This is a genomic window from Nonomuraea composti (assembly GCF_012034275.1).
In the GTDB taxonomy this organism is placed as follows: domain Bacteria; phylum Actinomycetota; class Actinomycetes; order Streptosporangiales; family Streptosporangiaceae; genus Nonomuraea; species Nonomuraea composti.
In genome coordinates, this window is sequence record NZ_JAATEP010000012.1 from 196,726 (window position 1) to 219,211 (window position 22,486).

The 22,486-nt window shown below is 67.7% G+C and carries 18 protein-coding genes, 1 tRNA gene and 2 CRISPR repeat arrays; of the genes, 9 read left to right on the forward strand and 10 right to left on the reverse strand.

The genetic code is table 11. From position 1 onward, the window contains the following. Positions 1 to 232: 232 nt before the first annotated feature. From HCN51_RS19320 to rpmH, 8 genes are all read right to left on the reverse strand, one after another. Positions 233 to 1,195 (reverse strand): ParB/RepB/Spo0J family partition protein, encoded by a 963-nt coding sequence (locus tag HCN51_RS19320; RefSeq protein WP_080044168.1) that lies wholly within the window; start codon positions 1,193 to 1,195, stop codon positions 233 to 235. Positions 1,196 to 2,287: 1,092 nt separating this feature from the next. After that, positions 2,288 to 3,223, reverse strand: a complete 936-nt coding sequence (locus tag HCN51_RS19325; protein ID WP_196223949.1) for a ParA family protein — start codon at positions 3,221 to 3,223, stop codon at positions 2,288 to 2,290. A 137-nt stretch (positions 3,224 to 3,360) separates the two neighbouring features. Next, positions 3,361 to 4,035, reverse strand: a complete 675-nt coding sequence (gene rsmG / locus HCN51_RS19330; protein WP_230465700.1) for a 16S rRNA (guanine(527)-N(7))-methyltransferase RsmG — start codon at positions 4,033 to 4,035, stop codon at positions 3,361 to 3,363. 386 nt (positions 4,036 to 4,421) lie between these two features. Continuing rightward, on the reverse strand, positions 4,422 to 4,910 hold the full coding sequence (locus HCN51_RS19335; RefSeq protein WP_080044166.1) for a Jag family protein: 489 nt from the start codon (positions 4,908 to 4,910) through the stop codon (positions 4,422 to 4,424). 20 nt (positions 4,911 to 4,930) lie between these two features. Then, positions 4,931 to 5,881, reverse strand: a complete 951-nt coding sequence (gene yidC, locus HCN51_RS19340; RefSeq protein ID WP_080044165.1) for a membrane protein insertase YidC — start codon at positions 5,879 to 5,881, stop codon at positions 4,931 to 4,933. 4 nt (positions 5,882 to 5,885) lie between these two features. Continuing rightward, entirely contained in the window at positions 5,886 to 6,167 is a 282-nt protein-coding gene (gene yidD / locus HCN51_RS19345; protein WP_080044164.1) for a membrane protein insertion efficiency factor YidD, read from the reverse strand. Continuing rightward, positions 6,164 to 6,526, reverse strand: a complete 363-nt coding sequence (gene rnpA / locus HCN51_RS19350) for a ribonuclease P protein component (RefSeq protein ID WP_080044163.1) — start codon at positions 6,524 to 6,526, stop codon at positions 6,164 to 6,166. The genes yidD and rnpA overlap by 4 nt, the downstream gene beginning before the upstream one ends. Positions 6,527 to 6,585: 59 nt before the next feature. Then, positions 6,586 to 6,723, reverse strand: coding sequence for a 50S ribosomal protein L34 (gene rpmH, locus HCN51_RS19355; protein ID WP_020547366.1), 138 nt, complete (start codon positions 6,721 to 6,723; stop codon positions 6,586 to 6,588). A 444-nt stretch (positions 6,724 to 7,167) separates the two neighbouring features. On the opposite strand from rpmH, the gene dnaA reads away from it, so the two are divergent. The 9 genes from dnaA (at position 7,168) to HCN51_RS19400 (ending at position 19,340) form a co-directional block, all read left to right on the forward strand. Beyond that, complete coding sequence (gene dnaA, locus HCN51_RS19360; protein ID WP_168010922.1) at positions 7,168 to 8,751, forward strand: chromosomal replication initiator protein DnaA; 1,584 nt, start codon at positions 7,168 to 7,170, stop codon at positions 8,749 to 8,751. Positions 8,752 to 9,293: 542 nt separating this feature from the next. Further along, on the forward strand, positions 9,294 to 10,433 hold the full coding sequence (dnaN, locus tag HCN51_RS19365) for a DNA polymerase III subunit beta (protein ID WP_080044161.1): 1,140 nt from the start codon (positions 9,294 to 9,296) through the stop codon (positions 10,431 to 10,433). A gap of 45 nt (positions 10,434 to 10,478) precedes the next feature. Beyond that, a complete protein-coding gene (gene gnd, locus HCN51_RS19370; protein WP_168010923.1) occupies positions 10,479 to 11,423 on the forward strand; it encodes a phosphogluconate dehydrogenase (NAD(+)-dependent, decarboxylating) in 945 nt (314 codons plus the stop codon). Positions 11,424 to 11,501: 78 nt separating this feature from the next. After that, positions 11,502 to 12,746 (forward strand): DNA replication/repair protein RecF, encoded by a 1,245-nt coding sequence (gene recF / locus HCN51_RS19375; RefSeq protein WP_168010924.1) that lies wholly within the window; start codon positions 11,502 to 11,504, stop codon positions 12,744 to 12,746. 394 nt (positions 12,747 to 13,140) lie between these two features. Next, complete coding sequence (locus tag HCN51_RS19380; RefSeq protein ID WP_080044158.1) at positions 13,141 to 13,602, forward strand: DciA family protein; 462 nt, start codon at positions 13,141 to 13,143, stop codon at positions 13,600 to 13,602. Between the two features lie 353 nt (positions 13,603 to 13,955). After that, positions 13,956 to 15,899 carry a DNA topoisomerase (ATP-hydrolyzing) subunit B gene (gene gyrB, locus HCN51_RS19385; protein ID WP_080044157.1) on the forward strand — a complete coding sequence of 648 codons (1,944 nt, stop codon included), beginning with the start codon at positions 13,956 to 13,958 and terminating at the stop codon, positions 15,897 to 15,899. Between the two features lie 15 nt (positions 15,900 to 15,914). Continuing rightward, positions 15,915 to 18,413 carry a DNA gyrase subunit A gene (gene gyrA, locus HCN51_RS19390; protein WP_168010926.1) on the forward strand — a complete coding sequence of 833 codons (2,499 nt, stop codon included), beginning with the start codon at positions 15,915 to 15,917 and terminating at the stop codon, positions 18,411 to 18,413. 3 nt (positions 18,414 to 18,416) lie between these two features. Then, positions 18,417 to 19,136, forward strand: coding sequence for a DUF3566 domain-containing protein (locus HCN51_RS19395; RefSeq protein ID WP_080044155.1), 720 nt, complete (start codon positions 18,417 to 18,419; stop codon positions 19,134 to 19,136). Between the two features lie 130 nt (positions 19,137 to 19,266). After that, positions 19,267 to 19,340 (forward strand) — tRNA-Ile (locus HCN51_RS19400). 563 nt (positions 19,341 to 19,903) lie between these two features. Then, a CRISPR array of direct repeats spans positions 19,904 to 20,330; the repeat unit is 30 nt; unit sequence GTCCTCATCGCCCCTGCGAGGGGTCTCAAC. A gap of 104 nt (positions 20,331 to 20,434) precedes the next feature. Continuing rightward, positions 20,435 to 21,058: a CRISPR direct-repeat array (repeat unit 30 nt; unit sequence GTCCTCATCGCCCCTGCGAGGGGTCTCAAC). A gap of 265 nt (positions 21,059 to 21,323) precedes the next feature. Here HCN51_RS19400 and HCN51_RS19405 read toward each other — a convergent pair. Further along, on the reverse strand, positions 21,324 to 21,629 hold the full coding sequence (locus HCN51_RS19405) for a helix-turn-helix domain-containing protein (protein ID WP_168010927.1): 306 nt from the start codon (positions 21,627 to 21,629) through the stop codon (positions 21,324 to 21,326). A 16-nt stretch (positions 21,630 to 21,645) separates the two neighbouring features. Continuing rightward, positions 21,646 to 22,161: an XF1762 family protein gene (locus HCN51_RS19410; RefSeq protein ID WP_168010928.1), complete on the reverse strand. Its 516-nt coding sequence runs from the start codon at positions 22,159 to 22,161 to the stop codon at positions 21,646 to 21,648. Between the last annotated feature and the right edge of the window lie 325 nt (positions 22,162 to 22,486).

Consider the following 22,486-nt stretch of genomic DNA (forward strand, 5'->3'; position numbering starts at 1 on the left):
ATCCGGCCCCCGCTCTCCCCCTGCGCCTGAAGGGCCGCGCCCCTCAGCCCGGAGGAACTCCCCGCGCTAGGGCTTCCAGCCCCACGGACCTTCGCTCTCAACCCTCCGGCCGAGCGCGTCTCAAACCCACGGCCCTCCAGCCTCGATCACCTAAGACCCAGGGCCGATCCCGCGCTCGAGCACCGCAGACCTTGGCTTCTCCGGTCCGCCTCTCCCCTACCTACTGGCCGCGTCAGTCCTCAGACTCTCGCATTGCGCGCACGGCCTCAGGCGCCATGGTGCCGATGATCCGCTCAAGGTCATCGATCGTGGCGAACTCCACGACGATGCGCCCCTTCCGACGTCCCAGATCCACCTTCACCTTGGTCTCGAAGTGATCCGACAGGCGGTCGGCGAGGTGGGTGAGGCCGGGCGCGGTCGGCTTGGCCGGCTGGCGCTCCCGCGGCGCCTTCTTCGCGGCCTTCGCGCTCCCCATCGCCACGATCTCCTCCACTGCGCGGACCGAGAGGAGCTCCGCCACGATGCGCTTGGCGAGCTGCATCTGCTCCTCGGCGCTTTCGAGGCCGAGGAGAGCGCGGGCGTGACCGGCGCTGATGACTCCAGCCGCCACCGTGCGCTGCACTTCGGGCGGGAGGTTGAGGAGACGCAGGGTATTGGTGATGTGGGAGCGGGAGCGGCCGACCTTCTTCGCGAGCTGGTCGTGAGTCGCCTGGAAGTCGTCGAGAAGCTGCTGGTACGCCGCCGCCTCTTCCAACGCGTTCAGCTGCTCACGTTGCAGGTTCTCGATGAGGGCGTCACGCAGGAGGTCGGTGTCCTGGGTGTTGCGCACGATCGCCGGCACCGGGTCGAGGCCGACCTGCTGGCAAGCTCGCCAACGCCGCTCCCCCATGATCAGCTCGTACTGACCACCCCCGACCGATCTGACCACGATCGGCTGCAGAAGGCCGACCTCCCGGATGGAGGCCGCAAGCTCTTCGAGACGCTCCTCGTCGAAGATGTCACGTGGCTGACGCGGGTTGGGGACGATCGCGGACAGAGCGACTTCCTTGAAGTACGCCCCGGCGATCGGCTTGGGCCCCGTCTCCCCCGTTGACCCGTTCGACGGGGCCGGCGCCGACCCCGTACCGTCAACGATGGGACCGGTCGGGATGAGCGCCCCGAGCCCCTTGCCCAATCCCCGCCGCTGCTGACTCACTGCGTCTCCTCATCCACCCGGTCGATTCCGGTCACTCCAGGAGAGGTTACCGTCGCCCGCCCCGCCGGGTGCCCGCTCGCCACACACCACCGCGTTGGATTTACACCGACACGGTCACAAACCTGCCCAACTCGTGACTGAGCCCCAAGATGCCCCGCGCCACCTCCCGACACCCGGCACACCAGGCAACGTGGACGGTCCGGGGAGGGCGCGGGTGGACGGTGCAGGAGCGGGACAGCGCGGGAGAGCGATGCAGACCGTAGGCGGGTGCAAGCGCGACAAGCACGGACTGCGGGCGCAGCGGGCACGCACAGGAGATGAGCGCAGGAGCAGGCGGGGCGCGGAGTGCGAGCGGAGGGCAGGCGCGCGCGCACAGGACAGGCACAGACCGTGTGGCGGACGCGGATAGCGGCGAGGAGCGGGCAGCAAGCATCGGACAGGGCCGTCACAGAGGCCAGGCCAGCACGGACCACAGACGGGCACGAACCGCAAGCGGGCGCAGGCAATGGGGCGGACAGCGGGCGTTGGCTGCTGCGTGGGCGTGAGCGTGGGCGTGAGCGTGGGCGTGAGCGACGCGCAGAGCCTGCCGCTCAATCCCCGGCACTTCACCGCACGGCACGTCAGGGCCCGGCACACAATCGCTCGGCGAGCAACCCACGCCGCGCGCAGCAGCGCGGCACTCTTCGGCCCTTGGCGCAGTCGCCTTGCGCGTGCAGCCTCCTGAGGCGCAATCGCTGCGCGCCGCCGTCCCAAGCGCCGCCGTCCCAAGCGCCACCGTCCCAAGCGCCGCCGTCTGAAGCGCTGTCTGCAGCGCTGCCGCCTTACGCGCCGTCCCCTTGCAGGCCGCCTCCCCCGCGCCACGCTCAGAGTCCGGCGTCCTGGAGCCGCAGGGGAAGCGTGCCGGAAGGGCTTGGCGGTGTGGTCCGATGCGTTCGGTGGGCAGGACGGAGCGGGTTCGTGCCACGGCAGGGCCACCCACACGGCAATCCCGACGCACGAGGGCGCGCCGTCGCGGCCCGCGGGCGTTCAGCCTGCGACGTGTCCGGAGCCGGGCGCAGGGGGAAGCCTGGCGTGCCCGCGGCGTCCCGATGGTCAGGCGACGGTGGCGCGGTGGGCGATTTCGCGGGCGGCGTCCATGTAGGCCATCGCGCCGCTCGATCCCGGGTCGTACGTCATCACCGACTGCCCGTAGCTGGGTGCCTCCGACAGGCGGACGCTGCGGGGGATCACCGTGTTGAGGACGGTTTCGCCGAAGTGGGCGCGGACCTCGTCGGCCACCTGGGAGGCGAGGCGCGTGCGGCCGTCGTACATCGTCAGGACGATGGTGGACAGGCGCAGCGTCGGGTTCAGGTGGGCCTTGATGAGGTCGACGTTTCTGAGGAGCTGGCCGAGACCTTCCAGGGCGTAGTACTCGCACTGGATCGGGATCATGACCTCGTCCGCCGCCACCAGCGCGTTCACCGTCAGCAGGCCGAGGGACGGCGGGCAGTCGATCACGATGTAGTCGAGCTCGATCGCGTCGTAGGCCGCCAGGGCGCGGCGGAGGCGGGCTTCGCGGGCGACGAGGGAGACCAGCTCGATCTCGGCGCCGGCCAGGTCGATGGTGGCCGGCGCGCAGTAGAGGTTCGGCATGTCGGGCACCTGCTTGACGATGTCGGCCATCGGCAGGTCGTCCACGAGCACCTGGTACACGTCCGGTACGTCGCCGCGGTGCTCCGTGGCCAGGGCGGTGGAGGCGTTGCCCTGCGGGTCGAGGTCCACCACGAGGACGCGCTGGCCGTGCATGGACAGCGCGGCGGCGATGTTGACCGAGGTGGTCGTCTTGCCGACGCCGCCCTTCTGGTTGGCAACCGCGATCACTCTGGTCTTGGACGGACGCGGCCAGTCGCCGTTGCTCTCGCCCGAGGGGTCGCCGGGCTGGGCAGCCGTCTGGGTCGCAGATGTTTCACGTGAAACCACTGAGCTGAGGGCCTCTCGTACCAGGGGCGAATCACCGGGGTTCAGGGGGGTCTGGGTCACGTTGGCCATCCTTTCAACCAGTGGTGTGCCGGTGCCGGGAGTTTGCTGTCGCGACACGCCCATTTCAGGCCAGCCAACCCCGTGGGGACTCTCGGACCGACGGCTGCCGGGCCAGCCCAAACCGCTTGACGCGACTGGCACAACCGTCACCTCCTTCGTCGCGGCCTTGCTCGCTCCGGCGCGCGACCCGCTACCACCCGAACCAATGTTGCAGGCGGCTCGACCTTACCGTGCCCGACGGTCACAAGCTCGGCCGTTCGGGCTCCGCTGGCCCGCAATTGGGACTCCGCCTCGGCGAGCTCGTCGGCGGCCCGCTCCCCCTTCATGGCGATCAGCTCCCCGCCCTCGCGGAGCAGCGGCATCGCCCACTTCAGGAGGCGGTCGAGCGGCGCCACCGCGCGGGCGCTGGCGACGTCGAACTCGCGCTTGCCGGCCAGCTCCTCCGCCCGCCCGCGCAACACCTCGACGTTGTCCAGCTTGAGCGCCGCGACGCATTCCTCCAGGAACACGGTACGGCGCAGCAGCGGCTCCAACAGCGTAACCGTGATGTCCGGCCGCACGATGGCCAGGACCAGGCCGGGCAGCCCGGCCCCGGAGCCGATGTCCACCAGTCTCACGTCCGGCGGGACGACCTCGGCCACCACCGCGCAGTTGAGCAGGTGACGATCCCAGATCCGGGACACCTCCCGCGGGCCGAGGAGCCCGCGGACGACGCCGGGGCCCGCCAGCAGCCCGGCGAACGCGTTGGCGCGCTCCCAAGCTTCCCCGGTGAAGACGTCCCGCGCGATCTGCGGCGGCTCCGGAAGCTCATCGTCGCTCACTGGTTCGGTGGCCCTTTCTGGGACCTGGCGGCCCTTGCTCGGGTGGTGGGTGTTCGATCGGTATGAAGTTCGGTATGGAGATCGGTGGCGTGCCGGTGGGTGCGGCTGCGGTCAGGGCCGCGGCCCGGCGCCGCTGGGCGTTCCGGGCGTGGCGCCCGGTTTGGGACGGTGTCGGTCTTGTCGCTCCCCCAAGGCTACGGGGTGAGATCACAAAGGCAGACTAGCGGGCCGGGGTGAAGGTGGCCTGTGAGCGCGCCGTCGGCACCCCCATGCCCCGGCGGCGAGCGTACGAGCGCGCCGCCCGTACTCACCAACAAAAAGAAACGGCCGCCTGCCACGCGTGACAGCGGGCAGACGGCTGGATCGGACGGAGGTGGGCAAGCGCCTCAGGCGGGCAGGACCACCACGTACCGCTGCGGCTCCTCCCCCTCGGACTCGCTCCGGAGCCCGGCGGCGGCCACCGCGTCGTGGACGATCTTGCGCTCGAACGGGGTCATCGGCTGCAGCGCCTTGGACTCGCCGCGTTCCTTGACCTGGTTGGCGATCTCGGTGCCGAGCTTGGTCAGCTCTGCCCGGCGCCGCTCGCGGTAGCCGGCCACGTCGAGCATCAGCCGGGAGCGCTCGCCGGTCTGCCGGTGGACGGCCAGCCGGGTCAGCTCCTGCAGCGCCTCGAGGACCTCTCCCCCGGGCCCCACCAGCTCGGTGCTCTTCAGGCCGACGACGGAGACCAGGGCGCGGTCGCCTTCGACGTCCATGTCGATGTCGCCGTCGATGTCGGCGATGTCGAGAAGGCCCTCGACGTAGTCGGCAGCGATCTCACCTTCCTGCTCCAGCGCGCTGAGATCAGGAGCCTTCTCCTGCTCGGCCTCGGTCATGGCCGGCCTCTCCTTCGTGTTCAAGACTTCTTGCTGCCGGTGCGCTTGCTGCGTGACTGCCTGCTCGGCTGCTGCCTAATGATCTTAGGCTCCGGAGCGGGCGGAGGGGCCTGTTCTTCCGGAGTGGTCTTGCGCAGTTTGGCGAACAGACCGGGCTTCGGCTGGACCGGGATCACGTTGCCCTTGGCGTCGTACTGCGGCATGGGGTGCCGGCTGTAGAACCAGTGCTGCTGACCGAGGGTCCACAGGTTGGTGGTCACCCAGTACATGATGAGGCCGAGCGGGAAGTTCAGGCTGAAGAAGGCGAACAGCGGCGAGATGTACATCAGGATCTTCTGCTGCTGCGCCATGGGGTTGTCGGGCATCTGCGCCATGGAGCGGGTGACGCTCTGCCGGACGGTGAGGAACGTGGTCAGCGAGCTGATCGCGACGAAGATGCCAAGGACGATCTTGGTCTGGACGTTCCCCGCGCCGAAGGCCTGGAGGTCGCTCTCCGACATCCAGAAGTTGGCGGGCAGCGGCGCGCCGAAGATGTGCGCGGCCCTGGCGCTGTCGACCAGTTCCTGCGTCATGCCGTACTTGGGGTGCCCGTTCGCCATGTTCTGCAGCACCGTGAACATGGAGATGAAGATGGGGAACTGGGCGACGACGGGAAGGCAGCCGCCGAGCGGGTTGGCGCCCGCACCCTGGTAGAGCGCCATGACCTCCTGGTTCATGCGCTGCTTGTCGTTCTTGTAACGCTTGCGCAGCTCTTGAACCTTGGGGGCGAGCTCCTGCATCTTCCGCGACGAGCGCATCTGCTTGAGGAAGAGCGGGAAGATCAGGATCCGCATGAAGACGGTCAGCGTGATGATCGTCAACGCCCAGGTCAGCCCGCTGTCCGGGTTGAGGACCGTGCTGTATGCAGTATGGATCCAGATGATGACTTGGGCTACGGCTTGATACAGCCAGCTCAGCCAGGACAGCTCCACCGAGCTATCTCCCTTGCGTTTCGTGAGACCGGACCGGGCGTGGGGGCACCGGGTCTATACCTCCGGGATGGAATGGGTGGCACCGCCCGATACGCCGGACAGTCAGCCATGTGCCGCGCAATGCCCCGTGCACGGCAATCGCTTCGAGTCCATAGGCACTGCACGACGGATAGAACCGGCAGCGTGGACCGAGCAGCGGGCTGATGAACGCCCGGTAGAACCGAATGGGAACGATGAGCACCCGGGCGGCGAGGCCCGGCACCACCCCTTGCGGCTGCTCCGTCATCTGTGTCCACCCGTCGAGGACTCTCGCCGCCTGAGCAAACGATCCAGCGCGAGATCGAGCTCGGCGGCCAAGTGCTCGAATCGCGCGGACGCGGCCGGTGGGTTGGCGCGTACCACAAGCAGGCTACCTCGCGGCAGCCGTTCGAGACGGTCTCGCATCAGGTGTCGGAGCCGTCGTTTGACCTTGTTCCGGGTCACGGCGCTCCCGACGGCCTTGCTCACCACGAAACCCACGAGAGGTGGCTCTTCCCCAGAAATGGTGAAATGCACCACAAGAGTAGGACGACCGGCGCGTTTGCCGCGCCTGACCGCCGCCTCGAACTCCTCCCCGCGTCGCATGCGGGATTGACGGGACAGCACCGTATACGTCTAACGCCCGCCGGCGAACATCGCCGGCGGGCTGAAATCGCGCAGGACGATCAGGCCGACAGCTTCTCGCGGCCCTTGCGGCGGCGGGAAGCGAGGATGGCGCGACCGGCCCGGGTGCGCATCCGCAGCCGGAAGCCGTGGGTCTTAGCGCGACGACGGTTGTTCGGCTGGAAAGTACGCTTGCTCACGGGTGGGCTCCAGGCTTGATGATGCGCCGCGAGGGCGCCTAACACACATGGATGGCCTGCCAGATTACGAGGGCACGCGAAATAGCCGTCGCGTGACAAGCCGACCGTCGTACGTTACGGGGCAAGCACCGTCCAGGTCAAACCGGACCGGTTGTCCACCAATCCACAGGCCACTTTTCCACCGCCGGTCCCACGTCCACAAGTTGTGCACTCGGGTGCCACTAGGCTGTGGACAACGCTTGAACACACCTGTGCACAAAGCTACTGTCGGGCCTCTCGGGGCCGCTCAAGCCCTGTGGACAGCTTGTGGACGGCCTGTGGAGGAAGAGGGCGCGAGGCCCTGTCTCCACATGTGGATGAAGGCGCCGCCGAAGTGTACGGGCGACTGTGCCATGTGGATAACGATCGCGGGGGGCCGCGAGAGGAAGGAGGGGGAGCCGCACCATGAACGGTGTCGACCTCGGCACGGTATGGGCGAGAGCCCTGGGCAACTTCCTCAACGAGAACGTGCCCATCCAGCAGCGCACCTGGCTGTCGATGGTGCGCCCGATCGCCCTGGCCAACGACACGATCGTGCTCGGTGTCCCCAACGACTTCCTCAAGGACCTCATCGAGAGCAACAAGCTGCGCCCGCTGGTGACCCACGCGCTCTCCCAGGAGCTCGGCCGGACCATGCGGGTGGCCGTGATGATCGACACGGCGGCGCCCGAGCAGCCCGCCGGCGAGTCTCATCAACAGCCTGTGACTCAAAGTTATCCCCAGGGTGTGGAGAGTCAGCTGCGTTATGCACAGCCCGTGCAACCGCAGCACAACCAGGCTTCGGAGCCTCCGCAGTTCTACTCTCCACAGCCGGAGCAGTCCCAGATATCCACCGAATATCCACAGCAGGGCTTCTCTTTTGAACAGGCCCAGTCGTACACACCGCCTGTGGAAAAGTCGCCCGAGCCGGCGGCGAACCGGTGGGAGGCGAAGAGCAGCAAGCCCAGCGAACCGGCCAGGCTTAATCAGAAGTACACATTCGAGACATTCGTTATCGGCGCCAGCAACCGGTTCGCCCATGCGGCGGCCGTGGCGGTGGCCGAATCCCCTGCGAAGGCGTACAACCCGCTCTTCATCTATGGAGACTCCGGGCTGGGGAAGACGCACCTGCTGCACGCGATCGGGCATTACGCCCAGAGCCTGTACGACGGCGCGCGGGTCAGATACGTGAGCTCCGAGGAGTTCACCAACGACTTCATCAACAGCATCCGCGACCACAAGGCCGACGGCTTCCGTGGCCGCTACCGGGCGATCGACATCCTGCTCGTGGACGACATCCAGTTCCTGGAGGGCAAGGAGCAGACGCAGGAGGAGTTCTTCCACACCTTCAACACCCTGCACAACGCCAACAAGCAGATCGTCATCTCCAGCGACCGGGCGCCCAAGCAGCTCATCACGCTGGAGGATCGGCTGCGCAACCGGTTCGAGTGGGGCCTGATCACCGACGTCCAGCCGCCCGAGCTGGAGACCCGGATCGCCATCCTCAGGAAGAAGGCCATCCAGGAGGGCCTGGCCGCGCCGCCCGAGGTGCTCGAGTACATCGCCAGCCGCATCTCCACCAACATCCGTGAGCTCGAGGGCGCGCTGATCAGGGTCACCGCGTTCGCCAGCCTCAACCGGCAGGGCGTGGACCTGCAGCTCGCCGAGGTGGTGCTGAAGGACCTGATCACCTCGGAGTCCGACACCGAGATCACGATCGCGGCCATCATGAGCGAAACCGCTCAGTACTTCGGCATCAGCATCGACGACCTGTGCGGCACCTCCCGCAGCCGGGCGCTCGTCAACGCCCGGCAGATCGCCATGTACCTCGCGCGCGAGCTGACCGAGCTGTCGCTGCCGAAGATCGGCCAGCAGTTCGGCGGCCGTGACCACACCACCGTCATGCACGCGGAGCGCAAGATCCGCTCGCTCATCGCGGAGCGTAGGTCGATGTACAACCAGGTCAACGAGCTAACAATGCGGATCAAGCAGACACAGCGTGGATCTTGAGTTTGTGCACAGCCTGTGGAAAACACTGTGGACCAGCGGAAACACGAAAATTCACCGGCCGTTCGCCCGACAATGCTGGGAAAAATCGGTCCACAAGGGCTGGGGACAACCCTGGGGACATCCTGTGGGCAACTTGGGGACTACCAGTGGACAACGTGTGGACGGACTGTGAACAACGGATCTGGGGCTCCAAAAGGGCCCCTTCTACCCGGTGGATAACCTGTGGAAACCTCGTGGATAACCCGGCACTTCCCGTGGATGACGGGACCATGATCTGGGGACGGCCTGTGGGCGAAGAAAGTTCATCCCCAGGCGGCGAAGTTCTCCCCAGGCTTCGTGCACAGGACAAGTGGAAGAAAATCTGGCCGCTGACCAGCCAAAACTCTGGTTGTCCACAGTTTCCACAGCCCCTAGTGTGATGACTTCCTCTATCTCTAACTAGAAACTCAAAGACCCATAGAGGGGTTCTCCCGGAGCGCGAGCGCGGGAGGGCGGATCCTTGAGATCCTTGAATCAACGACGAACCCAGGAGGCTGATCACCGTGATGTTCCGAATCGAGCGAGACGTCCTCGCTGAGGCGGTGGCATGGACGGCACGCAGCCTCCCGGCGCGCCCGTCCGTGCCCGTGCTCGCCGGCATGCGCCTGGAGGTCACCGAGGAGCAGCAGCTCAAGCTCTCGGGCTTCGACTACGAGGTCTCCGCCGAGGTCACCCTGGAGCTGCACACGGGTGAGCCGGGAGTCGTCCTGGTCTCCGGCAAGCTGCTCGCCGAGATCACGCGCGCGCTCCCCGCACAGCCTGTGGACTTCGTGGTGGAAGGCGCCAAGGCGGTCGTCACGTGCGGCAGCGCCCGCTTCACCCTGCTGACCATGCCTGTGGAGGACTACCCGACCCTGCCCGCCATGCCGCCGGCCGCGGGGCGGGTCGGCAGCGACGTGTTCGCCTCCGCCGTCAGCCAGGTCGCCGTCGCCGCGGGCCGTGACGACACGCTGCCGATGCTCACGGGCGTGCGCATGGAGATCGAGGGCGACACCGTGACCCTCGCCGCCACCGACCGCTACCGGCTGGCCGTGCGCGAGCTGAAGTGGCAGCCGGGGCAGCCCGACTTCGCCGCCATCGCGATGATCCCCGGCAAGACGCTCGCCGACACCGCCAAGGCGCTCGGCGCGACCGGCGCCGAGGTGGAGATCGCGCTCAGCTCCGCCGGCGGCACCGGCGAAGGCATGATCGGCTTCTCCAGCGCGGGGCGCCGCACGACGACCCGCCTGCTCGACCCCGAGTTCCCGAAGTACCGCTCGCTGCTGCCGACGGAGTTCTCCGCCCGTGCCGACCTGTCCACAGGCCCGTTCGTCGAGGCGGTCAAGCGCGTGGCCCTGGTCGCCGAGCGCAACACCCCGGTCCGCCTGGCGTTCAAGAGCGGCGAGGTCGTGCTGGAGGCCGGCAGCGGCGACGAGGCGCAGGCCGTCGAGGCACTGCCTGTGGACTACGAGGGCGAGGAGATGAACATCGCCTTCAACCACCAGTTCCTGCTGGAAGGGCTCGGGGCGATCGACTCCGATGTGGCCAGGCTGCAGATGACCACGTCCACGAAGCCCGCTATCCTCACCGGTGGCAAGCCTGTGGAGGACGGAGCCGTAACGGACTACCGCTACCTGATCATGCCGATCCGACTGTCAGGCTGAAACTGTCATCGGAGATGATGGAAGTCTGACAAGGGGGTAGACATCATGCAGATCGGCATGGTCGGACTGGGCAAGATGGGCGGCAACATGGCCGAACGGCTGCGCCGCGGCGGTCATGAGGTCGTCGGCTACGACCGCGACCCGGCCATCAGCGACGTCGCCAGCCTCAAGGAGCTGGCCGAACGCCTGCAGGCACCGCGCGCCGTCTGGGTCATGGTGCCCGCGGGCAAGCCCACGCAGACCACCATCGACGACCTGGGCGAGCTGCTCAGCGAGGGCGACATCGTCATCGACGGCGGCAACTCCCACTACGTCGACGACCAGAAGCACGCCGCCGAGCTGGCGCAGAAGGGCATCGGCTTCGTCGACTGCGGCGTCAGCGGCGGCGTGTGGGGCCTGAAGAACGGCTACGCGCTCATGTGCGGCGGCGACAAGGCCCACGTCGAACGGCTCATGCCGATCTTCGAGACGCTCAAGCCCGAGGGCGAGGACGGCTTCGTGCACGCGGGCGACGTCGGCGCCGGGCACTTCGCGAAGATGGTCCACAACGGCATCGAGTACGGCATGATGCAGGCGTTCGCGGAGGGCTGGGAGCTGCTTGAGGCGTCCGACGTCGTCAAGGACGTCAAGGGCTCCTTCAGCAGCTGGCGCACCGGCACCGTGATCCGCTCCTGGCTGCTCGACCTGCTGGTGCGGGCGCTCGACGACGACGAGCACCTGGAGCAGCTGCGCGGTTACGCACAAGACTCCGGCGAGGGCCGGTGGACGGTGCAGGCGGCCGTCGACCACGCGGTGCCGCTGCCGGTCATCACCGCCGCCCTGTACGCCAGGTTCGCCTCGCGGCAGGACGACTCCCCCGCGATGAAGGTCGTGGCGGCGCTGCGCAACCAGTTCGGCGGCCACGCGATCACCTCGGCGGAGGGCAGCACCGGCAAGGGGGCCGACTCCCCCGGCGCCGACGTGACGCCGCCGCGCGAGTCGGAGCGCTGAGGTCATCCTCCGCGCCGGTTTTCCACAGACCGCATGCCGGTGACCCCGGTGACCCGTGAGGCGCACTAACCTCGTGGGGTGCATGTCGCCCACCTCTCGCTGACCGACTTCCGGTCCTACGCGTCCGTGGAGCTCGGCCTGGAGCCGGGCGTCACGGCGTTCGTGGGGCCCAACGGCCAGGGCAAGACCAACCTGGTCGAGGCCCTCGGCTATGTCGCGACGCACTCCAGCCACCGGGTGGCCGGCGACGCACCGCTGGTGCGGCAGGGCGCCACCCGGGCGATCGTGCGCTGCGCCGTCCAGCGGGAGGATCGGCGGGCGCTGATCGAGCTGGAGATCAACCCGGGGCGGGCCAACCGCGCCCGGATCAACCGCTCCCCCGTCTCCCGCGCCCGCGACGCCGTCGGCCTGCTGCGCACGGTGCTGTTCGCCCCTGAAGACCTGGCGCTGTCCAAGGGCGACCCGGCCGAGCGCCGCCGCTTCCTCGACGACCTGCTGGTGGCCAGGGCCCCCAGGTTCGCCGGGGTGCGCGCCGACTACGACCGGGTGCTGAAGCAGCGGGGGGCGCTGCTGCGTACGGCCGCGCAGGCCCGCAGAGGCAGCAGGAGCCCCCGGCGGCACGAGAGTGACACCGGGTTCGCCGCGGCGGGCGCGGGCGACGTCCTGAGCACTCTGGAGGTGTGGGACGCGCATCTCGCCCGGCACGGGGCGGAGCTGTTGCGGGGGCGGCTGGAGCTGATCGAGGCGCTGCGCCCGCTGGTCGCCGGGTCCTATGCCGCGCTGGCCCCGTCGAGTGCTCCCGCGACGCTCGCCTACCGCAGCACGTTGTCCACAGGTGGGGATCCCGGTGAGGGGGGTCCGGAGGGCGAAGCCCCCGGTGAGCGGGGATCTTTCGATACACAGACGTTATCCACAGACTTGGGGAAAACCCTTGAAGAGCGTCTGCGGGAGCGGCTATTGGAGGTCCGCTCGTCGGAGCTCGAACGCGGCGTCACGCTCGTCGGGCCGCACCGCGACGACCTGATCCTCGGGCTGGGCGAGCTGCCCGCCCGGGGTTACGCCAGCCACGGCGAGTCCTGGTCGTTCGCGCTGGCGCTGCGGCTGGCCGCCTACGACCTGCTGCGGGCCGACGGGGGCGATCCCGTGCTGATCCTCGACGACGTGTTCGCAGAGCTCGACAGCCAGCGTCGGCGGCGGCTCGCGGAGATGGTGGCGCCGGCCGAGCAGGTGCTGATCACGGCGGCCGTCGCCGACGACGTGCCGGACGAGTTGGTGGGGGGCAGGTTCGACGTCGCAGAAGGGAGTGTGACCCGTGTCCGCTGATGACGTGCGCCGTGGTGACGGCCTCCCGCCGAGGGGCGCAGGTTATCCACAGGCTGGGGCGTCCGGTGGACGGACGCGTGCCGCCCGCGCACCGGAAGGGGCGCCCGGGACGCCCGCTCGTCCACAGCTGGGGACGAGCGGCCCAGGCGTGCCGGGCACAGCGGGCGCGCCAGGCACTGGTCCACAAGCGGCGGGCACTGGCCCCCATGCGGCAGGCGCTGGTCCACATGCGGCAGGCACGCCAGGCAGCCGTCCAGGCATGGCGGGCGTGCCAGGCACCCGTCCAGGCGCGGCGGGCGCCTCAGGTGCCGGTCCAGGTGCGGCGGGCGCGTCCGGTGGAGGGCCTGCGGCGGCCGCCGCCGGTGGTGAGAACGCGACGGCCAGAGGTGTGGCCATGGCACGGGAGAAGCTGGCCCAGGCCAAGGCCGACGCCGCCAAGCGCGGCCAGCTCCCCCGCCGCGAGCCCAGGCGCAGGGCGGCCGGCCCGCGCCGGGACAGCGGCGACCCCCAGCTTTTCGGACGCGCGATCGCCGATCTCCTGGCCGATCGCGGCTGGGAGCGGCCGGCGAAGGTGGGCGCGGTGTTCGGCCGCTGGGTCGAGATCGTGGGCCCTGACCTGGCCGCCCACACCAAGCCCGAGTCGTTCGACGACGGCGAGGTGCTGATCGCGGCCGACTCGACGGCGTGGGCGACGCAGGTCCGGCTGCTCGCCCGCACCCTCGTACGCAGGCTCAACGAGGAGCTCGGCGACGGCACGGTGACGAAGGTCAAGGTCAGAGGCCCGCAGACGGCGCCGCGTCCATCGGGGGGATTGCGGGTGACCGGAAGGCGGGGCCCGCGTGACACGTACGGATGACCGCGGTCGAGCGCCGGTCCGGAGCAGCGGTGCGGAGCAGCTCCGGTTGGGCGCTCGGGGCGATCAGACCGCCGCAGACGCGATAAGCCCCCTTTCCGGAGGGGGGATGCTTGCCCGGGGGCCAAACGAGCTAGGGGGCATCACAGGCGCGTTCATTGCCACCTTGGCCCTCCGGAAGCGGTAGAATGAAAAAGGATTCCGGACACGTCCGCTTGCGTGTCACCCCGGCAGCAAGCCGACTCCCCTGGGTGACCGCGCATCGGGGCACTCACGACGGTGACGGGCACGGCAGGGGCAGCTTCGAAAGTTGATGGCCTCCCCCGCCGCGTGTCCGCGGCAGGAGGATTTCGCAGTTGTCCTACGACGCTAGCTCAATCACCGTACTCGAAGGGCTTGAGGCGGTTCGCAAGCGCCCGGGTATGTATATCGGCTCCACCGGCGAGCGTGGCCTGCACCACCTCGTCCAGGAGATCGTCGACAACGCGGTGGACGAGGCCCTGGCGGGTTTCGCCGACCGCATCGACGTCACGCTGCTCGCCGACAACGGCGTGCGCGTGGTCGACAACGGGCGCGGCATCCCCACCGGCATCCACCCGGTGGAGAAGCGCTCGGCCGTCGAGGTCGTGCTGACGACCCTGCACGCCGGCGGCAAGTTCGACAGCCAGTCGTACGCGGTCTCCGGCGGCCTGCACGGCGTCGGCTCGGCCGTCGTCAACGCGCTGTCCACCGCCATGGAGGTGGAGGTCAAGCAGAACGGCCACTACTGGCGCCAGCGCTACGAGATGTCCAAGCCCACGGCCCCGCTGGCCAAGGGTGAGGAGACCGACGAGACCGGCACCACGATCACGTTCTGGCCCGACGGCGACGTCTTCGAGACCACCACGTGGAACTACGAGACGCTCTCGCGGCGCTTCCAGGAGATGGCCTTCCTCAACAAGGGCCTGACGATCACGCTGACCGACGAGCGGCCCGACCACATCAACGGCGAGCCGCACACCGTCACCTATCACTACGAGGGCGGTCTGTCCGACTTCGTGCGGCACCTCAACGCCAAGAAGGAGCCGGCGCACGCGTCGATCATCGCCTTCGAGGAGGAGAGCGACGGGCTCGCGGTCGAGGTCGCGATGCAGTGGAACAACTCCTACTCGGAGTCGGTCTACAGCTTCGCCAACGTGATCAACACCGCTGAGGGCGGCACCCACGAGGAGGGCTTCCGCGCGGCGCTGACGTCCATCGTCAACCGCTACGCGCGCGAGCAGAAGTTCCTCAAGGAGGGCAAGGACGACAACCTCAGCGGCGAGGACGTCCGCGAGGGGCTGACCGCGATCATCTCGGTCAAGCTGTCCGACCCGCAGTTCGAGGGCCAGACGAAGACGAAGCTCGGCAACACCGAGGCGAAGTCGTTCGTCCAGAAGGCGTGCAACGACCACCTGCGTGACTGGTTCGAGCGCAACCCCGGCGAGGCCAAGGACATCATCAACAAGTCCTTGCAGGCCTCGCGCGCCCGCATCGCCGCGCGCCAGGCGCGCGACCTGACCAGGCGCAAGTCGCTGCTGGAGGCGGGCAGCGGGCTGCCGGGCAAGCTGGCCGACTGCCAGTGGAACGACCCGGAGAAGTGCGAGCTGTTCATCGTCGAGGGCGACTCCGCCGGCGGCTCCGCCAAGGGCGGCCGCGACTCGCGCTTCCAGGCGATCCTGCCCATCCGGGGCAAGATCCTCAACGTCGAGAAGGCGCGGATCGACAAGGTCCTGAAGAACAACGAGGTCCAGGCGCTGATCACGGCGCTGGGCACCGGCGTGCACGACGAGTTCGACATCGCCAAGCTGCGCTACCACAAGGTCATCCTCATGGCCGACGCCGACGTCGACGGCCAGCACATCAACACGCTGCTGCTGACGCTGCTGTTCAGGTTCATGAGGCCGCTCATCGAGGCCGGTCACGTCTACCTGTCCTGCCCGCCGCTGTACAAGATCAAGTGGGACCGGAAGGGCGAGGACGCCTCCTACGCCTACTCCGACAGCGAGCGCGACGCGGTGATCGCCGAGGGCATCGCCAACGGCAAGCCCGACCCGCGGCCGCGCGACAACGTCCAGCGCTTCAAGGGTCTGGGCGAGATGAACGCCGGCCAGCTCTGGGAGACCACGATGAACCCCGCGACCCGGCTGCTGCGCCTGGTCACGCTCGACGACGCGGCCCAGGCCGACGACCTGTTCAGCGTGCTGATGGGGGAAGACGTGGAGGCGCGGCGCGACTTCATCATCCGCAACGCGCGCGACGTTCGCTTCCTCGACGTTTAAGAAGGACCAACACCTGTGACGGACGTGAACACCACTCCCCCGGCTGACCGCATCGAGCCTGTGGACATCCAGTCCGAGATGCAGCGCAGTTACATGGACTACGCGATGTCCGTCATCGTGTCCAGAGCGCTGCCGGACGTGCGCGACGGCCTCAAGCCGGTGCACCGCCGCGTGCTCTACGCGATGTACGACGGCGGCTACCGTCCCGACCGCGGCTACTTCAAGTGCGCCCGCGTCGTCGGTGACGTGATGGGCACCTACCACCCCCACGGCGACACCTCGATCTACGACGCGCTCGTACGCCTCGCGCAGTCGTGGTCGCTGCGGTACCCGCTGGTCGACGGGCAGGGCAACTTCGGCTCGCCCGGCAACGACCCGGCGGCGGCGATGCGCTACACCGAGTGCAAGCTCGCCCCCATCGCCATGGAGATGCTGCGGGACATCGACAAGGAGACCGTCGACTTCCGCCCCAACTACGACGGCAAGTCGCAGGAGCCCGACGTCCTGCCGTCGCGCTTCCCGCAGCTCCTGGTCAACGGCTCGGGCGGCATCGCCGTCGGCATGGCCACCAACATCCCGCCGCACAACCTGCGCGAGGTCGCCGCGGCGGTGAAGTGGGCGCTGGAGAACCCCGAGGCCAGCGACGAGGAGCTGCTCGAAGCCTCCATCAAGCTGGTCAAGGGCCCCGACTTCCCCACCAAGGCGCTCATCGTGGGCCGCCGCGGCATCGAGGACGCCTACCGCACCGGCCGCGGCTCGATCACCATGCGGGCCGTGGTCGAGGTCGAGGAGGACAAAGGCCGGCAGGCGCTGGTCGTCACCGAGCTGCCGTACCAGGTCAACCCCGACAACCTGGCGCTGAAGATCGCCGAGCTGGTGCGTGAGGGCAAGCTCACCGGCATCGCCGACGTACGTGACGAGAGCTCCTCGCGGGTGGGGCAGCGCCTGGTCATCGTGCTCAAGCGCGACGCGGTCGCCAAGGTCGTCCTCAACAACCTGTACAAGCACACCCAGCTCCAGGACACCTTCGGCGCCAACATGCTGGCGCTGGTCGACGGCGTGCCGCGCACGCTGCGGCTCGACCAGTTCATCCGGCACTACGTGGCCCACCAGATCGAGGTCATCGTCCGCCGGACGCGTTACCTGCTGCGCAAGGCCGAGGAGCGCGCCCACATCCTGCGGGCGCTGCTGAAGGCCCTTGAGCGCCTCGACGAGGTCATCGCCCTCATCCGGGCCTCCGAGTCCGCCTCCGCCGCCCAGCAGGGCCTCATGGGGCTGCTGGACATCGACGAGGTGCAGGCGCAGGCCATCCTCGACATGCAGCTGCGCAAGCTGGCCGCCCTGGAGCGGCAGTCCATCCAGGACGAGTACGACTCGCTGATGACGCAGATCGCCGAGTACAACTCGATCCTGGCCAGCGAGAGCCGCCAGCGCGAGATCATCAACGAGGAGCTCGCCGAGATCGTCCACCGCTACGGCGACGAACGGCAGACCGAGATCATCGCCTACGACGGCGACATGTCGATCGAGGACCTCATCGCCGAGGACGAGATCGTCGTCACGATCACGCGGGGCGGCTACGCCAAGCGCACCCGTACCGACCTCTACCGGGCGCAGAAGCGCGGCGGCAAGGGCGTGCGCGGCGCTCAGCTGCGCCAGGACGACATCGTCGACCACTTCTTCGTCACCACGACGCACCACTGGCTGCTGTTCTTCACGAACAAGGGCCGCGTGTACCGCGTCAAGGCGTACGAGCTGCCCGACGCGGGCCGCGACGCCCGGGGCATGCATCTCGCGAACCTTCTTGCCATGCAGCCCGACGAAACAGTCATGGAGGTTCTCGACCTACGCGACTACAACGTCGCCCCCTATCTCGTCCTTGCCACGCGCAGCGGGCTCGTGAAGAAGACCCGCCTGTCGGAGTACGACTCCCCCAGGTCCGGTGGTCTGATCGCGATCAACCTGCGCGAGGACGACGAAGTCATCGGAGCCCGGCTGGTCTCCGAGTCCGACGACCTGCTGCTCGTCTCCAAGGGCGCGCAGTCGATCCGCTTCACCGCTTCCGACGAGGCGCTTCGTCCCATGGGGCGGGCGACCAGCGGTGTCATCGGCATGAGGTTCCTCGAAGGTGACGAACTTCTCGCCATGAATCGGATCGCAGACGGTCAAGATGTGCTTATCGCCACGAAGGCTGGGTACGCAAAACGGACGCCAGTGGAGCAGTATCCAGTTCAAGGACGTGGCGGTAGAGGCGTGCTGACTGCGAAGATCGTATCTTCCCGTGGCAAGCTGGTCGGAGCCGTCATGGTCAACCCAGAGGACGAGGTCTTCGCGATCACGTCCGCCGGCGGGGTGATCCGGACGAGTGCCGGCGAGATCAAGCAGTCCGGCCGCCAGACCATGGGAGTTCGATTGATGAATCTCGCTGAAGGCGACAGCGTCGTGGCCCTCGCCCGCAACGCCGAGTCGATGGAGACTTCGGTGGAGAGTGATGAAGACGGGGGAGGAGAGTAGTTCATGAACGCCCAGGGTGGTCCCGCCAGGACCAAGGCGGCTTCGGGCAACGGACAGCAGCCGAAGAAGCCCGCAGAGACTGAGATGTTCGACGCGGTCGAAGAGGGCCAGGACACCTCGCCCGCGCAGGGCCGGGGCATGCCGGCCAAGGAGGACAACAAGCCTTCCCCGCAGCCGGGCCCGCCCGGCCCTCCCGGGCCCCAGGGCCCGCCGGTGCCTCCCCAGGGGGCCCAGCAGGAGGGCAACGAGACGGTACGCCTGCGCCCCTCGCTGGCCAGCGAGGCCCCGCCCGTCGTGGAGCTGAGCGGCAAGAAGAAGGGGTCCGGCGCCTCCGGCGGCCGCCTGCCCCGCAAGGCCCACCTGGTCCTGCGCCGTGTCGAGCCGTGGTCGGCCATGAAGTTCAGCTTCGTGGTCTCCCTCGTGTGCTTCGTGGTGCTGTTCGTGGCCGTGGCCGTCCTCTACGGCGTACTGTCGGCCCTGGGCGTCTTCGACTCGATCGTGGACCTGGTCAACCAGCTCGGCCAGGGCGAGCAGGGGCAGAGCTCGATCCCGATCGACATCGCCTCCTGGTTCGAGCCCGTGCGCATCCTCGGCTACACGGCTCTGATCGGGGCGGTGAACGTCGTACTCATCACGGCTCTTTCCACGTTGGGGGCGGTCATCTACAACATCGCCTCCGACCTCGTGGGGGGCGTCGAGGTTACCTTCAGCGAGGCCGAGTAACGGCCGCTGCTCGCGCCGCCCGGCAGGGCCGGACGGCGCGAGCAGCCTGCTGGAGGCGGTAAGCTTTTCCTCGTCCCGAACAACCGGTTCGCCTCCCGGAGGCGGATGCGATAACGTTCGGGGTGCGAGCGGGGCTATAGCTCAGTCGGTTAGAGCGCTTCCCTGATAAGGAAGAGGTCCCAGGTTCAAGTCCTGGTAGCCCCACAGACTAGCAGCAGCTCAGAGGCCGGATCCCAAGATCGTGGATCCGGCCTCTTGATCGTTTGACCGTCATTTGACCGTGAGCGCTCGCCTCGCGACCGGGCAGGGCCGTGTTCAAGTTTGTTCTGTGAGATCTGTGTGCGAGCCATCATGCTCGTCGAGCGGCTGAGTAGCCTGAACTCGGCAACGGCTCAACCTGGTAGATCCTGGGACATGTGGCGACCCTTTGAGGGCGCCTTCCCCCGGTGCGCTTCATCACCGTGATGGTTCGACAGCGGACAGTACTCGCCAGCTCCGGGAACCAAAGTGCTTCATTTTCGCTGTCCGTAGCGCTTCCGAGCCTTGCAGGGTGACAGGCGGCTGGGTGATGGGAAGGCTGCACTTGCGAATGCCCTTGGCGATGAATGAGCGGTGCAGTCCTCAGTGCTTTCTTTAAGATCGAGGAGGCTTGTCGATCATGATTTTGCAGCAGACCTACCGGGGTTCCTGCATTACCGGAGGTTCGCTGCAAAACTCCATCCTGGAACGTGTCTCTTGTCACGCTCTACCTGCGGCTTTATGTTGGGGTCCTCATCGCCCCTGCGAGGGGTCTCAACCGCTCGACGGTGGGCCGTTCGGCGGGGGAGTCCCAGTCCTCATCGCCCCTGCGAGGGGTCTCAACGGGATGGTGCGTGTCTGCAGGGTGACGATCTCGGCCTCGTCCTCATCGCCCCTGCGAGGGGTCTCAACCGGACAAGAAGCTGCCCAAGAAGAAGAAGCGGCTCGGCGTCCTCATCGCCCCTGCGAGGGGTCTCAACTCGCAGGTCGCGGGCGGGAACGTCCCGGTTCCGTGTCCTCATCGCCCCTGCGAGGGGTCTCAACCCGCATCAACGCCCCGATGGGCGTGGACGGCAACCGTCCTCATCGCCCCTGCGAGGGGTCTCAACACGGCAGCCAGGAACCGGCCACCGCGATCCGCCGGGGTCCTCATCGCCCCTGCGAGGGGTCTCAACATGTCGCTCATCACCGACAGCGCGGGCGTGGCCACGAGCGTCCTCATCGCCCCTGCGAGGGTCTCAACACCCGGCCTTACCCGTGATTCCCGCAGCAGCCTCAGCGTCCTCATCGCCCCTGCGAGGGGTCTCAACGTGAGTGTCGGGACGGGGACGGGATCGGGAGGGGCGACGTCCTCATCGCCCCTGCGAGGGGTCTCAACAAGTACACGTACATGCTGAGCGTGTACGTGCCACCGTCCTCATCGCCCCTGCGAGGGGTCTCAACTCGAGATCGTCGAGGACGCGCCCGGCTTCCGAGGCGGGTCCTCATCGCCCCTACGAGGGGTCTCAACTCGTGCGCCTTCACCGCGTCCGCCGCCGCGTCGCGTCCTCATCGCCCCTACGAGGGGTCTCAACCCGTACGTGGGCGGGTAGAAGAGTTCGGGATCTTCGTCCTCATCGCCCCTGCGAGGGGTCTCAACGAGGAATGTACGAACCGGAAGCGCCCGGCGAAGGAGGTCCTCATCGCCCCTGCGAGGGGTCTCAACTGGAAAGATGCGGCCTTGACTACTGACCGTAGATCAGCTTGTCCTCATCGCCCCTGCGAGGGGTCTCAACACCAACGCCAGCCAACCGCCGGACGGCAGCAGGCGTCCTCATCGCCCCTGCGAGGGGTCTCAACCGCTCAAGGGCGACAGGAAGCCCTACGACTGGGCGGTCCTCATCGCCCCTGCGAGGGGTCTCAACAACCCGTCTTGCGCTTGCTTGTACTCGGCGATCACCGCCTTGGCGCTGGGCCTCATCCGCGAGCGCCTGGCGTTCTCGCCGCCGCCATCAGGAAGATGAGGATGGGTATCCAGACGCAAGGGAGAGCTGATCACGTCCGATACGCCTGGAGACGCAACCGATCTACGAGTTGCTCGTGATGGCAAACAAACTTCTCCATGCCCGGCGCGTTCATCAAATGGCGAGGGCCCGGCTCTCGGCGAGCTCGGGCCCTCGCGTGAAGGTTCTATCTGTTGGTGCTCATTCCTAGGAGCGTGTCGAGAGTGGCCCTGTCTGTACCTAGTAGCACGAGCAGTTCCAGAGTGGGCACACGGTATGTGTCACCCGTCTTGATCACCCGACAGGGGAACTCGCCACGATTGACGAGGCGATAGGCCGTGTTACGGCTCAGGCCCAAGGCTCTGGCGGCTGTGAGGAGAGGGATCACGGCTGGCAAGGCCGTCACCTCCGCGAGCGTAAGCGGACTCACTGCGTTTCCTCTCCAGGGGATGCCGATGATGGTGGCCCAGCTTGCGAGCAAGAGCGGATCCATGGACCGCGTGGACGACTCATTCGGCCTCACCGCGGTTGTGGCTGGTACCTGTGCTGATTTCCCATAGGACACGGGCGATGTGGTCGGAACCTCGGGAGGTTCTCGGTCGGATTGGGGTGTCCCACCCCTTGCGGGCGGCGCGGGTGGCGACACGGTGAAGTCCGGCGGCGTGGAGGCTGGTGCCGGGTTCGTCGGCGCGGGTGTAGGTGATCAGGCGGCGGTAGCCCATGGCCTTGGCCGCGCGCCAGGCGGCGCCCAGCAAGGCGGAGCAGGCGTTGGCGATGCCATCGGTGGCCAGGCGGGTGACTTCGATGGTGAAGCCGTCATCCAGGACGCGTGACACCGGGCGTCCTGCGGTGACGACCCCAACCAGGGTGCCGTCTGGCGTGTTGACCCCGATGGCGAACTTGACGCCTTGAGGTGGCAGGAGGTGGCGGTGGGACCAGGCGATGAAGGCGCGTGCCGTCCGTAGGGCGATCGGCACGATGATCAGACGGCTGGTGCCACGGTCTGTAGCGCCGTCTTTGGACATGGTCGGGCGATGGGCACCACCGGCTACGGAGCCGCGTGGCGCCGGTGGGGAAGCGGGCCGCGCTGATCCGCATTTCGAGCTCTCGTGCTCTCGGCTCAGCGGCACAGATGGAGTTGGAGGGTGGGCGGTCGTCGTAGTGGTGGGTGGAACGGTGATGAACGTTGTCATCGCCGGTTGGGGCGGGCCTCAGATCCGCAGCGCTCCCGTACGGGAACACACCTTCACTCCAACAACCAGCTCTGGCGAAGATCTGGCGCGCCCGCTGATCGCCCTCTGCCAAAGCTGGATGACCTTGGACTCTGCTGGTCACGCCTCTTTGATCTTG